Raw genomic sequence first — 14,322 nt, 5'->3', positions numbered from 1 at the left:
GCTGTGGTCAGCGCTTCTTCATGGCGCGCGGCTTACGGGTCCGGTCGACCCGGTGCGCGGCGGCGGGCTGGTGGGCACGCGAGCGGTTGGCCAGGTCCTGCAGCTCGCGCATTCGGGCGTAGGCCATCTCGATCGTGTACACGGTGTTCTCACTCCTGAAGATTCGAAAGCATTTTTTGGATGTTCGGAAAGATTTGCAGGCGATGAAGCCCGCATGCCTTAGATTCTACACATAGACTCGCGATACTGCTGAACAATGGAAGGTTTCAGTCATATGGACGCGGTGGACAGGCAGCTCATCCAGGCCCTCAGGGAGAACGGCAGGGCCTCGTACGCCGAGCTGGGGCGGCTCGTCGGGCTCTCCGGGCCCAGCGTCACCGACCGCATCAACCGGCTGGAAAGCGCCGGTGTCATCACCGGTTACCGCGCCACCGTCGACGCCGCGTCCCTGGGTCTCGGGGTCACGGCCCTGATCGGCATCTCGCTCTCCGACGCGGCCGATCACGAGGACGTGGCGCGCCGGCTGAAGGACCTCGCGGAGATCGAGGACGCCTGGTTCATCGCGGGCGACGACTCGTACATGCTCAAGGTGCGCGTCGGTGACGTGGACGGGCTGGAGAAGACCATCCGCCGGCTCAGCGGTACGCGGGGCGTCTCGCGCACCCGGACCACGATCGTGCTCTCCACCAAGTGGGAGAACCGGGTCGGGGAACTTCCCGAGGAGTCGTAGGCGTAACGTGGTGGAGCCCCCGGGAGACCGGGGGTTACGCCCGGTATCAACGGTCACCGGGAAACGCACGGCACTACGCACAGCACGTAGACGACTGGGAGGCAGCCGCATGGACGTCGGGCTCAAGCGCGAGCTGGAGGAGAAGGTCCGCGCAGGAGAGCGGCTGACCCGTGAGGACGGCATCGCCCTCTACGAGTCGGACGACCTGGCCTGGCTCGGCGGCCTGGCGCACGAGGTGCGGACGCGTAAGAACGGCGACGTCGTCCACTTCAACGTCAACCGCCACCTCAACATGACCAATGTGTGCACCGCGTCGTGCGCCTACTGCTCGTTCCAGCGCAAGCCGGGCGAGAAGGACGCGTACACGATGCGCATCGAGGAGGCCGTCCGCCTCGCGAAGGCGATGGAGGGCGAGAACCTCACCGAGCTGCACATCGTCAACGGCCTGCACCCCACCCTGCCGTGGCGCTACTACCCGCGCTCGCTCTCCGCCCTGAAGGAAGCCCTTCCGCAGGTCTCCCTCAAGGCGTTCACCGCCACCGAGATCCACCACTTCGAGACCATCTCCGGGCTCTCCGCCTCCGAGATCCTGGACGAGCTGATCGAGGCCGGTCTGGAGTCGCTGACCGGCGGCGGCGCGGAGATCTTCGACTGGGAGGTCCGCCAGCACATCGTGGACCACGCCACCCACTGGGAGGACTGGTCGCGGATCCACCGCCTGGCGCACGAGAAGGGGCTCAAGACCCCGGCGACCATGCTGTACGGGCACATCGAGGAGCCCCGGCACCGCGTCGACCACGTGCTGCGGCTGCGTGAGCTCCAGGACGAGACCAACGGCTTCCAGGTCTTCATCCCGCTGCGCTACCAGCACGACTTCGTGGACATGAAGGACGGCAAGGTCCGCAACAAGCTCCAGGCGCGCACGACGATGGCGACCGGCGCCGAGGCGCTGAAGACCTTCGCGGTCTCGCGGCTGCTCTTCGACAACGTCCCGCACGTCAAGGTCTTCTGGGTGATGCACGGTGTGCAGACCGCCCAGCTCGCGCTCCAGCACGGCGCGGACGACATGGACGGCTCGGTCGTCGAGTACAAGATCACGCACGACGCGGACAACTACGGCACGCCGAACAAGCTCGGCCGCGAGGACCTGCTGGACCTGATCCGTGACGCGGGCTTCCGTCCCGTCGAGCGCAACACCCGGTACGAGATCATCCGCGAGTACCCGGGCCCGGACGCCGGACGGCGTGAGTCGCCGCAGCCGATGCGCGTCTGACCCACCGGTCCCCAGCAGTCCAGAAGTACGGGAGCCCCGGCCGCCGGCCGGGGCTTTCTCGCGTGCTGGACAGGGTTTGAGGCGGTGGATCGGTAATGGCTAATCTGCGCCTATGGCGCTTACATTTGAGCTGGATCCCGAGATCGACGGCACGCTGCGGGACGGGATCGCCGGGCTGTGGACCGATGTCTCCAATGCGGGCGGCGCGGTCGGCTTCGTGCCGCCCGTCACGGACGACGACATCCGGCCCGAGCTGGCCAAGCATCTGGCCGCCATGGCCGAGGGGCGCACCCGCCTGCTGATCGGCCGCGACGAGGACGGCGCCGTCGCCGCCACGGCCTTCCTCGCCCTCAACACCCACCGGCTGATGACCCACTGGCTCTGGCTCTACACGGTGATGGTCCACCCGCGCCACCAGGGCAGGGGCTACGGGCGCGACCTGATGGACGCGGCCGCGCGGGCGGCCCGCGGGATCGACGGGATCGAGGCCGTCCGGCTCACCTGCCGCGGCGGCACCGGCGTCGACCGGTTCTACGCCTCGTGCGGGTACAAGGAGGTCGGGCGGGTGCCGGACGCGATCCGGGTGGCCGACGGGGACGACCGCGACGACATCGTCATGCTGCTGCCGCTCGGCCTCTGAAGCGCACCCCGCACCCTTTGGCGGAGCCCTGCGAACTGATCGATTCCGGGGCATGCTTCACTGGTCGGGCAGGATCGAAGGACCGTCACACGTCGAGAGAGGGGCCAACTGTGTCCGCTGCCAAGCCGAGCGCGACCATTCGGTACACCGCGATGCGCCTCAGCATCTTCGTCGGCTGCTTCGCCGTCGCCGCCGTGGCCGTCCACTTCGGCCTGCTGCCCTCCGGGACGAACGGTTCGAATTTCGTCTGGGTGATCCTGCTCGCCCTGGTCCTGTCCGCGCCGCTCAGCTACGTACTGCTGCGCAAGCAGCGCGACGAGATGTCCGAGCAGATCGTGTCCAAGGTCGACCGCGCCAAGGAGCGCCTCGAGGCGAACCGCACCCGCGAGGACCACGTCACCCCCTGACGGCCGCGGCGACGCGAAGGTTCCGCAGGGGCTGCGTAACCTTCCTCACATTCGCATGGTTTCCGTTCGAAACCCCAGCGCCGGAGCATCCGCTCCTGTACTGGGGTTTTGTCGTTCCCGCAGGGGTTCGGGGTGCGGTGACGGCACCGGTGCGGGATCGTCGGGGTCAAAGAAGAGCTTTGAGCTTCTCAAAGTTCAAGTGTTAACGTGTTCGCCATGAAGACAGCAGTGCGCCATCGATTCGCCGCGAGCGTCCCGCTCGTGGAGCGCCTGCATGTCGATCTCTGCCGCTGTATGTCCGCGGTCTGTTGCCGCAACGTCTGAACCGGCACCATGCAGCGGCGCCGCCCCTGACGCGGGCGCCGCACCCCCGTCCCCCCGCACGGTCGTCCCCGTGTGCCCCGATGCGTCACATCTGGAGTGTGTCCGTGTCCGCGAACCCCGCGTCCACCGCCGCCGGCAGTCAGTCCGGCTCCGGTTTCCGCATACCCAAGGTCCCGTTCTGGGCCCAGATAGTCGCCGGTCTCGTCCTCGGTGTCGTACTCGGCTGGATCACGCGTACGTACGACATCGGCTGGCTCTACACCACGCTCGACAAGGTCGGCCACATCTTCGTCCAGCTGCTGAAGCTGGCCGTCGCGCCCCTCGTCTTCTTCGCGATCCTGGTGTCGATCACCAACCTGCGCAAGGTCAACAACGCCGCCCGGCTGGCCACCCGCACCCTGCTCTGGTTCATGATCACCTCGCTGATCGCGGTCGCCATCGGCCTCGCGATCGGCCTGATCACCAACCCGGGCTCCGGAACGGGCCTCACGCCGAAGGACGGCAAGCTGCCGGAGCACGCGGGCTCCTGGCTCGACTTCCTCACCGGCATCATCCCGGACAACGTGATCACCCCGTTCACCGAGCTGAACGTACTCCAGATCGTCTTCATGGCCGCCGTCGCCGGTATCGCCGCGCTCCAGCTCGGCGAGAAGGCCCAGCCGATCCTCACCCTCAGCGAGTCCGTCCTGGAGCTCCTCCAGAAGGCCCTGTGGTGGGTCATCCGCCTCGCCCCCATCGGCACCGTCGGCCTCATCGGCTACGCGATCGCCGACTACGGCTGGGACCTGATCGGCAAGTACGCCACGTTCACCGCCGACGTCTACATCGGCTGCGCCCTGGTGATGTTCGGCGTGTACCCGCTGCTGCTCGCCACGGTCGCCAAGCTCAGCCCGGTGCAGTTCTTCAAGGGCGCCTGGCCGGCCATCCAGCTGGCCTTCGTCTCCCGCTCCTCGGTCGGCACCATGCCGGTCACCCAGAAGGTCACCGAGCGCCTCGGCGTCCCGAAGGAGTACGCCTCCTTCTCCGTCCCGTTCGGCGCCACCACCAAGATGGACGGCTGCGCCGCGATCTACCCGGCGCTGGCGGCGATCTTCATCGCGCAGATCTTCGACGTCCAGCTGGGTGTCGGTGACTACATCCTGATCGCGTTCGTCTCGGTGATCGGTTCGGCGGCCACCGCCGGTCTCACCGGTGCGACGGTCATGCTGACCCTGACGCTGTCGACCCTGGGCCTCCCGCTGGAGGGTGTCGGTCTGCTCATGGCCATCGACCCGATCCTGGACATGATGCGCACGGCCACCAACGTGGCGGGCCAGGCGCTGGTCCCGGTGATCGTCTCGGCCCGCGAGAAGATCCTCGACCACGACGCGTACAACTCGGCCACGTCCTCCCCGGTCGACGACGAGGTGCGCGAGAGCGACCCGCAGAAGGTGGCGGTCGCCGCGTAACCACGCGCACGCACGGCACGCAGGAGCGCCCCCGGTCCGCCTCGCGGCAGGACCGGGGGCGCTCCTGTGCCGTACCGGCCGCGTGCGGCCCCGCGGGCTCCGCCGCGTACGACGGGGCAGGGGCCCGCGCCGTACCCTTACCGGGGAGTGGCACACGGGGGTGGGAGGAAGTCGACGTGGGTGCTGTGAAGAGCAAACGGATGCCGCGGGCCGTGCGTGAGCAGCAGATGATGGACGCCGCCGTGCAGACCTTCGGGCAGCGTGGCTACCGGGCCGCCTCGATGGACGAGATCGCCGAGCTGGTGGGGGTGTCCAAGCCGCTCGTCTATCTGTATCTCAACTCCAAGGAAGAGCTCTTCACCGCCTGCATCAGACGCGAGGCGAAAGCCCTGGTCGGAGCGGTGCGGGCGGGGGCGGAGCCGGGGCTGCCGGCCGATCGGCAGCTGTGGTCCGGGCTGCGGGCGTTCTTCACGCACACGGCGGAGCACCCGGACGGCTGGGCGGTGCTGCACCGTCAGGCGCGTACGCACGGGGAGCCGTTCGCCAACGAGGTGACGGCGATGCGGGACGAGCTCGTTGCTTTCGTGACGGAGCTGATCGGGGCCGCGGCGTGCGAGGCGCACCACGACCCGGCGCTGCCCGACCGCGATGTGTCGGGGCTCGCGCAGGCGCTCGTGGGGGCCGCGGAGTCGCTCGCCGGGTGGGCGAACGAGACCCCGGGCGTCTCGGCGAAGGAGGCCGCGGCCACCCTGATGAACTTCTCCTGGGCGGGGCTGGAGAACCTTATGAACGGCCGTCCCTGGCAGCCGCCGGGCCAGGCCGCGGACCGTCCCCGCCGAGGATCCGGCCGGTGAGGTGGACGCGGCCGGTGCCGCGCAGCTGGAAGCCGGTGGCGTCCGCCGCGTAGGTGACGGTGGCGGGCAGCAGGACGGGGGCCCTGAAGTCGGCCCGTACGCCCTGGACGTCATCGGGTCGCGGCGCCTCGGCCAGGCAGCGGGCGACGGTCCACATGCCGTGGGCGATGGCCCGGGGGAAGCCGAAGAGCCGGGCGGTGAGCGGATACAGGTGGATGGGGTTCCGGTCGCCCGACGCGGCGCCGTATCGCCGGCCCAGATCGCCGGGGAGCCGCCACTCGGCGACGGCGGGCAGCTCGGCGACCGGGCTCGGGGCAGAGGGCGGGGCAGGGGCCCCCGTGGTGGCGGTCGCGCGCGTCGCGTGCCGGGAGAGGTAACCGCTGCGGGACTCCCAGACCAGCTCGCCCGCCAGCCGCGCCTCGGTGACCATCGTGACCTCGGTGCCACGGCGGTGCGGCGTCAACTTCTCTGCGTACACCGTGAGGTCGATCAGGTCGGTGGGGCGCAGGGGGCGGTGCCGGGTGATCTCGATCCAGGTGTGGACGAGACCGACGACCGGCAGCGGGAACCTCCGGGCGGTCATCAGCCGCATGGCGAGCGGGAAGCCCAGCACGTGCGGGTAGGTGAGCGGCAGGGTGTCCGGCTCGGTGAAGCCGCAGATCCGGCGGTACGAGGCGAGCGGGGCGGTGGCGATCGGTGCGGCCGGGAGCACGGCCCGGTCGGCGGGCAGGGTGGCCCCCGGGCGGCCGGCCCTCTTGAACGGGGACGTGACAGCTGCCCGTACAAGTGACACGTTCGGATTCGGCATGGGTTCACATCCCTGCCGGGGCGACAGGCCCTCTTGAACGGGAACGTGACACTTGCCCGGGCAAGTGACACGTTCGGATCCGGCATGGGGTCACATACCCGCCGGGGTCGCCGTCCCTCTTGAGCGCGGACGTGACAGTTGCCCGTACAAGTGACACGTTCGGATTCGGCATGGGTGTCACGCCCCCAGCAGGCTCTGGCCGCAGACCCGTACGACCTGGCCGTTGACGGCGGTCGAGGCGGGCTGGGCGAACCAGGCGGTGGTCTCGGCGACATCGACCGGGAGGCCGCCCTGCGCGAGGGAGTTCATCCGGCGTCCCGCCTCGCGGATGAAGAGGGGGACGGCCGCGGTCATCTTCGTCTCGATGAAGCCGGGGGCCACCGCGTTGACCGTGACGTCGTGGTCGGCGGCGGCGCGCGGGGCCAGTGAGCGGACCAGCCCGATGATGCCCGCCTTGCTCGCCGCGTAGTTCGTCTGGCCGTTGTTGCCCGCGATGCCGGCGATGGACGCGGTGGCGACGATCCGGCCGCCGCGGTTGAGGGTGCCCGCCTTCAGCAGGGCGTCGGTGGTGCGCAGCACGCTGTCCAGGTTCACGTCGACGACCGAGGCCCAGCGTTCGGCCGGCATGTTGGCGAGGCGGCGGTCGCGGGTGATGCCCGCGTTGTGGACGAGGACGTCCAGGCCGTCGGGGGCCGCGGCGGCGATCCGTTCCGCGGCGTCGTCGGCGGTGATGTCCAGTGGCAGCGCGGTGGCGCCGAGCTCCTCGGCGGTACGGGCCAGCTCCTCGCGCACCTGCGGGATGTCCAGGCAGACGACCCGGGCGCCGTCCCGGGCCAGCACCGAGGCGACCGAGGCGCCGATGCCGCGCGCCGCGCCGGTGACCAGCGCGGTGCGCCCGGCGAGCGGGGCCGCCCAGTCGGCGACGGGGCCGGGGGCGGCCGAGGTCAGCTCGATCACCTGGCCGCTGACGTACGCGGAGCGGGGCGAGAGCAGGAAACGCAGGGTGGATTCGGCCGCGCCGACGGCTTCCGGCGCGATACGGAGCAGCTGTACGGTGGCGCCCCTGCCGATCTCCTTGCCCAGCGAGCGTACGAACCCTTCCAGCGCCTGCTGGGCGGCGGCCTGGTGGTGGTCGTCGGCCGACGGCCGTACCCCCAGCACCACGACGCGCCCGCCCGGGGCGAGGGAGCGGATCACCGGGTGCAGCGCCGCGTGGACACCGGCCAGTTCGCCGGGGGTGTCGACGGCCGTCGCGTCCAGCACGATCCCGGCGGGGCGTTCGGCGCTCCCGGTGACTTCGAGGCCGGTGGCCGCGAGGAGCGCGCCGAGCTCCTCGGTGGACGCGGAGTCCCCGGCGGTGAGGTGCAGCAGCGGGCCGTCCAGCGTCGGGGTCCCGGGCGACCAGCGGCGCAGCGGGGCGGGCTGCGGGAGCCCGAGCCTCCGGGTCAGGAAACGGCCGGGTGCTGTGCCGGTGAAGTGCAGATAGCGGTCGGCCATTGTCCAGACTCCCTGCTCGGTCGTAGATTTACTACAGAGTAAGGTTACTCAAGAGTCAGGAGCTGGTCGAGATGATCCCCCTCGAACTCCCGCAGCCCCGCAGGGTCGCGGTCATCGGAGGCAGCCGCGTTCCGTTCGCGCGCTCCGACGGCCCGTACGCGCACTCCTCCAACCAGCAGCTGCTCACGGCTGCGCTGGGCGGTCTGGTCGAGCGGTTCGGGCTTCAGGGGGAGCGGGTCGGCGAGTTCGTCGCGGGCGCCGTGCTCAAGCACAGCCGCGACTTCAACCTGGCCCGGGAGACCGTGCTCGGCTCGGCACTCGACCCGCGCACCCCCGCGTACGACATCCAGCAGGCGTGCGGCACCGGCCTCCAGGCGGTCGTCGCCGCCGCGAACAAGATCATGCTCGGGGCGGTCGACTCGGCGATCGCGGGCGGCACCGACACCACGAGCGACGCACCCCTCGGCGTCAACGACGAGCTGCGCAGGCTGCTCCTCGCCGCCCGGCGGGCGAAGACGGCGGGCGGCAGGATCAAGGCGCTCGCAGGCGTACGTCCCCGCCACCTCGTCCCGGACATCCCGCGCAACGCGGAACCCCGCACCGGCCTCTCGATGGGCGAGCACGCGGCGGTCACCGCCCGCCGGTGGGGCATCAGCCGCGAGGACCAGGACCTTCTCGCGGCCACCAGCCACCAGCGGCTCGCGGCGGCGTACGAGCGCGGCTTCCTGGACGACCTCGTCGTCCCGTTCCAGGGCCTGGCCCGTGACCAGAACCTGCGCCCCGGCTCCACGGCCGGGAAACTCGCCACGCTGAAGCCGGTGTTCGGCACCGACCACCCCGACGCGACGATGACCGCGGGCAACTCCACCCCGCTCACCGACGGCGCCGCGACCGTACTGCTGGCGAGCGAGGAGTGGGCCCGCGCGCACGACCTGGAGCCGCTCGCCTATCTCTCCCTGTACGAGACAGCCGCCGTCGACTACGTGAACGGCGACGACGGGCTTCTGATGGCGCCCGCGTACGCCGTACCGCGCCTGCTGGAGCGCGCCGGGCTCACCATCGAGGACTTCGACCTGTTCGAGATCCACGAGGCGTTCGCCTCCCAGGTGCTGGCCACCCTCGCGGCCTGGGAGAAGCAGGGACTGGCCCCCGTCGACCGGGACCGGCTCAACGTCGCGGGATCGTCGCTCGCCACCGGCCACCCGTTCGCCGCGACCGGCGCCCGGATCGTCGCCACCCTCGCCAAGCTCCTGGCGGAGCGCGACGGACCGTCCCGGGGCCTGATCTCGATCTGCGCGGCGGGCGGCCAGGGCGTCACGGCCATCCTCGAACGCCCCTGACCCCCCGCCCCGAGGCGTCCGAGGCATCCGCGATGCTCCCGACGCCTCGGGCGCCTCGGACGAACCGGCCGCCGGACGGACCCGGCGGGATCACCCGACCCCACGTTGAGGAGCCGCACGTGTCCACGTCACCCACCGCCCCCGTCGCCGTCCCCACCCTCGTCGAGCCGACCAAGGTCAGGGCCGTGGACGGCTCGGTGCGGCAGGTCTCCGTACCGCCGGCCGCGCCGCCCGTCCGCCGCGGCTCGCTCGCCGAGATCCCGTTCGACAACGCCCGCGAGGCACCCGCCGACACCGTGCTCAGCCGCAAGCAGCCGGACGGCGGCTGGCGGGACGTGACGGCGGCGGCCTTCGCCGAAGAGGTCCTCGCCGTTGCCAAGGGCCTGATCGCGGAGGGCCTCGGGCCCGGCGACCGGATCGCGATCATGGCCCGGACCACCTACGAGTGGACCCTGCTCGACTTCGCGGCCTGGGCCGCCGGGCTCGTCACCGTCCCCATCTACCCGACCTCCTCCGCCTTCCAGACCCGCTGGATACTCCAGGACTCCGGCGCCGTCGCATGCGCCGTCGAGACCGCGGACCAGGGCCGGCTGATCAGCCAGGAGCGCAAGCAGCTCGGCGATCTGGACCACCTGTGGCAGTTCGACACGGGCGTGCTCGGCCGGCTGAAGACCCTCGGCCGGGACGTCCCCGACGACGCCGTCGCCGCCCGCCGCGCCACCCTGGAACCGGAGACCCCCGCCACCCTCATTTACACCTCCGGCACCACCGGCCGTCCCAAGGGCTGCGTGCTCAGCCACGGCAACTTCTTCGCCGAGGTCGACAACGCGATCGAGCTGCTCCACCCGGTCTTCAAATCGGTCAGCAAGGACCCCGCCTCCACCCTGCTGTTCCTCCCGCTCTCCCATGTCTTCGGGCGGATGGTCGCGATCGGCTGCCTGCGCGCCCGGGTCCGCCTCGGACATGCCCCGTCCATCCGGACCGAGGACCTGCTCGCCGACCTGGCGGGGTTCAAGCCGTCGTTCCTGCTGGCCATCCCGTACGTGCTGGAGAAGGTCTACAACACCGGCCGGGCCACCGCCGAGAAGATGGGCCGCGCCTCGTCGTTCGACCGCGCCGCCCGGATCGCCCAGCGGTACGGGGAGGCCGTCGAGGCCGCCGAACACGGCACAGGCCCCGGCCCCGGGCTGGGACTGCGGGCCGCCCGCGCCCTGTACGACCCGCTGGTCTACCGCCGGATCCGGGCCGCGCTCGGCGGCCATGTCCGGTACGCGATCTGCGGCGGCTCCCCGCTGGGCCACCGGCTCGCGGCGTTCTACGCGGGCGCGGGCATCGAGATCTTCGAGGGCTACGGCCTGACCGAGACCACCGCCGCCGCCACCGTCACCCCGCCGCTCAAGCCGCGCCTGGGCACCGTCGGCTGGCCGCTGCCCGGCACCGCCGTACGGATCGCGGACGACGGAGAGGTGCTGCTCAGCGGCGGTCAGGTGTGCCAGGGCTACTGGGACGCCGAACGGGGCCGGCCGGTCCCCGTGCAGGAGGGCGGCTGGTTCGCCACCGGGGACCTGGGCGCGCTCGACGAGGACGGCTACCTCACGATCACCGGCCGCAAGAAGGACATCATCATCACTTCCGGCGGCAAGAACGTCACCCCCGCCCCCCTGGAGGACTGGCTGCGCGCCCACCCCCTGGTCAGCCAGTGCATGGTGGTCGGCGACAACCGCTCCTTCATCACCGCCCTGATCACCCTGGAGCCGGACGGGCTCGCCCACTGGCGGCAGATGAAGAAGAAGCAGCACCTGCCGATGCGGGAACTCGTCGACGACGAGGAGCTGCGCAAGGCGCTGCAACGCGCCGTCGACGAGGCCAACCGGCTGGTCTCCCGCGCGGAGTCGATCCGTAAATTCGCCGTCCTGCCCGTGGACTTCACCGAGGAGGGCGGCCATCTGACGCCCTCGCTGAAACTGAAGCGGGACGCCATCGCGCGGGACTTCGAGGCCGAGATCGAGGCGCTGTACCGGAAGTGAGCGCACGGGCCGCGACGCGGTGTATCCGGGGGCGGCCTGCTCGGTGCCGCCCCCGGATCCCTCAGTTGTCCCGCGCGCTCGTCATGCGGTCCGCGTGCGGGCAAAGGTGGCGTGTGCCGACCGGCCGGTTCCTGCGGCGACACGATCGGCCGCGAATCTGCGGTTGCTGATGGTCTGCTGACGGAAGTTGTCCGGGAGGTCGGGCAGGGCGAGGAGACGGTCGCAGGCAGCCAGCGACCCGCGCGCGTCACCGGTCCAGTAGGAGGTGATGGAGTGCTCGAAGAGCAGTCCCCAGCTGTAGACCCAGGGTTCCACGAACAGCCAGTCCTGGGGCGCGGGGCGGTTGAGGCCGGCGACGGCGAATGCGTTGGCGGCCTGGAAACGTCCCTTCTTCCGCAGCCGGGAGACCAGCTCGTAGCAGGCCTCCAACCGCTGCGGCCGGCTCTCCCACGCATGGGTGAGAGCCTCCATGGCGCCGGGCCAGTCGCCGCTTTCGGCCTTGAGCACTCCTACCTGGAGCAGGGCGTAGTACACCTCCTCGCTCCATCCGCCCATGCCGGCCCGGCGTTCGTACGCCGCGATCGAGTCCCGGGTCTCACCCATGTCGCGGAGGGTCTGCGCGAGGTAGAAGACGGTGCGGGGATTGTCCGGATCGCGCTTGAGGTCCTCGCGCAGCAGACGGGCGTCCCGGGTGAACTTGTCCCCGCGTGATCCGCCGTCGGCGAAGTGCTCGATGCTGAGAACCTGGAGATCGGCGACGGTGTGCTGCTGGTCGGTGGTCAGGTATTCGTGGGTTGCGCCCTCGTACCGCCATGGGATGTTCCCATTGACCAGCCGGGGGATGCGGTATTCGAGGGCGCCCAGATGGCGCAACATGTAGGAATCGGAGCGCAGTTCGGAGAGTGCGGACAGTGCTCCCTCTCGTCGGACGGCCATATCGGCATCGATGAGGAGGAGATAATCGGCCTTTCCGCGTGCGCGCTGGATGTTCAGGGTGCGGTTGTGGCCGAAGTTGGTCCAGGGATCCTCATGGAGTTCCCCCGGAATCCCCTTGAGCGCGGCACGGATCAGTTCCTGGGTGCCGTCACGGGAACCGGTGTCGGAGATGACCCAGGTGTCCACCAGGTCACGTACGGAGTTCAGGCATCGCTCGATGACCTTCGCCTCGTCCTTGACGATCATGCACAAACAGATCGACGGCCTGCCCTGCGGGGCGGCCGGCCGCTTTGCGATCGGGCGGTCGATCAGATTCTTCACTTGGATCTCCCCATCCTGATGTTCATGGAACAACGCCCCACGTGAATCGACACGGCCTGCGCGTTCGACCGGTGCGGCCACCGGTGAAGAGCGGCACCGATGCGCCGAGGAAACAGGGGACCGCGTCGCGACGCGGAATGCTCGGAGGCACACAGGCGGTCCGCCGAAATGACCAATAGGTCCAATTACAGTGAGAATGAGGGCAGATGGCTGTGCCGGTCTCACTCGCAAGAGGTGCGGTTCGCGCTCAAACGGCAGATCGGCGCGTGGCGCATATGCCGATCACTCGCCGCGGCTGTCACATTCACGGCTCCAATCCCTGTCGAAGCGGTTAGGAACCGAGATGTACAAATCGAGAAGTTGGGACATTCTGTCTCGCTCGACTCTGGGCGCCATGTCGCTGGGCATGACTCTGGCGCTGTGTCCCGTGAGCGTCGCTCACGGGACGCCGAACCCCACGAGTACGCAGGTCTCCAACCGAGTGATGGCCAGCCGGGTGCTGGCCAGCGTGTCCGGGACGGTCACCTCCAACACCTCTCAGAACATCCGCAGCGGTCCCACCACCCGGTCGCAGATCGTGGGCAGCGTGCCGCCCGGCGGCCAAGTGTCCATCGCCTGCCAGGTGTCCGGCCAGAACGTCGACGGCAACCCCATGTGGTACCTGCTGTCCAACGGCAGTGGCTGGATGAGCGCCCGCTACGTCTCGACACAGACCGCCGTGCCGTTCTGCGACGACTTCCCGGGGACCGGCGACACCGGTCCGATGGGCCCCACCGGTCCGACGGGTGCGACGGGTGCGACGGGTCTGCAGGGTCCGACGGGGCCGACGGGTGCGACGGGTCTGCAGGGCCTGACGGGTCCGACGGGTGCGACGGGTCTGCAGGGCCTGACGGGTCCGACGGGTGCGACGGGTCTGCAGGGTCCGACGGGTGCGGATGGTGCGGACGGCCTTGATGGCGCGACCGGTCCGACGGGTGCGGATGGTGCGGACGGCCTTGATGGCGCGACTGGCCCGACGGGTCCGACGGGTGCGACGGGTCTGCAGGGTCCGACGGGTGCGGATGGTGCGGACGGCCTTGATGGCGCGACTGGCCCGACGGGTCCGACGGGTGCGACGGGTCTGCAGGGTCCGACGGGTGCGGATGGTGCCGACGGCCTTGATGGCGCGACTGGCCCGACGGGTCCGACGGGTGCGACGGGTCTGCAGGGTCCGACGGGTGCGACCGGTCTGACGGGTCCGACGGGTGCGGATGGTGCCGACGGCCTTGATGGCGCGACCGGTCCGACGGGTCCGACGGGTGCGACGGGCCTGCAGGGTCCGACGGGTGCGACGGGTCTGCAGGGTCCGACGGGTGCGGATGGTGCCGACGGCCTTGACGGCGCGACCGGTCCGACGGGTCCGACGGGTGCGACGGGTCTGCAGGGTCCGACGGGTGCGGATGGTGCGGACGGCCTTGACGGCGCGACGGGTCCGACGGGTCCGACCGGTGCGGCTGGTGCCGACGGTGCGACGGGTGCGGCTGGTGCCGACGGCCTTGATGGCGCGACGGGTCCGACGGGTCCGACCGGTGCGGCTGGTGCCGACGGTGCGACGGGTGCGGATGGTGCGGACGGCCTTGATGGCGCGACGGGTCCGACGGGTCCGACCGGTGCGGCTGGTGCCGACGGTGCGACGGGTGCGGCTGGTGCCGACGGCCTTGATGGCGCGACGGGTCCG

General features: G+C 70.4%; 13 protein-coding genes. 9 read left to right on the top strand and 4 right to left on the bottom strand.

What is annotated here, in order from left to right:
• Positions 1-7: 7 nt before the first annotated feature.
• Positions 8-142: a hypothetical protein gene (locus ACFYY7_RS20120; RefSeq protein ID WP_256260259.1), complete on the bottom strand. Its 135-nt coding sequence runs from the start codon at positions 140-142 to the stop codon at positions 8-10.
• A 132-nt stretch (positions 143-274) separates the two neighbouring features.
• Between ACFYY7_RS20120 and ACFYY7_RS20115 the strand changes: the two genes are divergently transcribed.
• The 6 genes from ACFYY7_RS20115 (at position 275) to ACFYY7_RS20090 (ending at position 5,676) form a co-directional block, all read left to right on the top strand.
• Positions 275-730, top strand: coding sequence for an Lrp/AsnC family transcriptional regulator (locus tag ACFYY7_RS20115; RefSeq protein WP_266732066.1), 456 nt, complete (start codon positions 275-277; stop codon positions 728-730).
• A gap of 109 nt (positions 731-839) precedes the next feature.
• Positions 840-2,003, top strand: coding sequence for an aminofutalosine synthase MqnE (gene mqnE, locus ACFYY7_RS20110; protein WP_266733750.1), 1,164 nt, complete (start codon positions 840-842; stop codon positions 2,001-2,003).
• A gap of 112 nt (positions 2,004-2,115) precedes the next feature.
• Positions 2,116-2,643 carry a GNAT family N-acetyltransferase gene (locus ACFYY7_RS20105; protein ID WP_388663098.1) on the top strand — a complete coding sequence of 176 codons (528 nt, stop codon included), beginning with the start codon at positions 2,116-2,118 and terminating at the stop codon, positions 2,641-2,643.
• A gap of 110 nt (positions 2,644-2,753) precedes the next feature.
• Positions 2,754-3,050: a DUF4229 domain-containing protein gene (locus ACFYY7_RS20100; protein ID WP_388663096.1), complete on the top strand. Its 297-nt coding sequence runs from the start codon at positions 2,754-2,756 to the stop codon at positions 3,048-3,050.
• Positions 3,051-3,478: 428 nt separating this feature from the next.
• Positions 3,479-4,822, top strand: a complete 1,344-nt coding sequence (locus tag ACFYY7_RS20095) for a dicarboxylate/amino acid:cation symporter (RefSeq protein ID WP_388663094.1) — start codon at positions 3,479-3,481, stop codon at positions 4,820-4,822.
• Positions 4,823-5,022: 200 nt separating this feature from the next.
• The gene (locus ACFYY7_RS20090) at positions 5,023-5,676 is read left to right on the top strand and encodes a TetR/AcrR family transcriptional regulator (protein ID WP_388663243.1); all 654 of its coding nucleotides are present in this window, start codon (positions 5,023-5,025) and stop codon (positions 5,674-5,676) included.
• Here ACFYY7_RS20090 and ACFYY7_RS20085 read toward each other — a convergent pair.
• Together ACFYY7_RS20085 and ACFYY7_RS20080 are read right to left on the bottom strand one after the other, a co-directional pair.
• Positions 5,606-6,484, bottom strand: coding sequence for a MaoC family dehydratase (locus tag ACFYY7_RS20085; RefSeq protein WP_388663092.1), 879 nt, complete (start codon positions 6,482-6,484; stop codon positions 5,606-5,608). The two genes, ACFYY7_RS20090 and ACFYY7_RS20085, sit on opposite strands and share 71 nt — an antisense overlap.
• 177 nt (positions 6,485-6,661) lie before the next feature.
• Positions 6,662-7,981, bottom strand: a complete 1,320-nt coding sequence (locus tag ACFYY7_RS20080; protein WP_388663090.1) for a 3-oxoacyl-ACP reductase — start codon at positions 7,979-7,981, stop codon at positions 6,662-6,664.
• 71 nt (positions 7,982-8,052) lie between these two features.
• Here ACFYY7_RS20080 and ACFYY7_RS20075 point away from each other — a divergent pair, with 71 nt between their 5' ends.
• Complete coding sequence (locus ACFYY7_RS20075) at positions 8,053-9,321, top strand: acetyl-CoA C-acetyltransferase (protein ID WP_388663088.1); 1,269 nt, start codon at positions 8,053-8,055, stop codon at positions 9,319-9,321.
• A 119-nt stretch (positions 9,322-9,440) separates the two neighbouring features.
• Entirely contained in the window at positions 9,441-11,348 is a 1,908-nt protein-coding gene (locus ACFYY7_RS20070) for an AMP-dependent synthetase/ligase (RefSeq protein ID WP_388663086.1), read from the top strand.
• A gap of 81 nt (positions 11,349-11,429) precedes the next feature.
• Here the strand turns inward: ACFYY7_RS20070 and ACFYY7_RS20065 are convergent, their stop codons facing one another.
• Entirely contained in the window at positions 11,430-12,605 is a 1,176-nt protein-coding gene (locus ACFYY7_RS20065) for a glycosyltransferase (protein ID WP_388663085.1), read from the bottom strand.
• A 196-nt stretch (positions 12,606-12,801) separates the two neighbouring features.
• Between ACFYY7_RS20065 and ACFYY7_RS20060 the strand changes: the two genes are divergently transcribed.
• Positions 12,802-14,322, top strand: a 1,521-nt coding sequence (locus tag ACFYY7_RS20060) for an SH3 domain-containing protein (protein ID WP_388663241.1), incomplete at its 3' end; no start/stop codon positions are given.

Source organism: Streptomyces sp. NPDC001933, from assembly GCF_042890955.1.
GTDB lineage: Bacteria > Actinomycetota > Actinomycetes > Streptomycetales > Streptomycetaceae > Streptomyces.
This window is presented reverse-complemented; position numbering and strand designations above follow the sequence as displayed.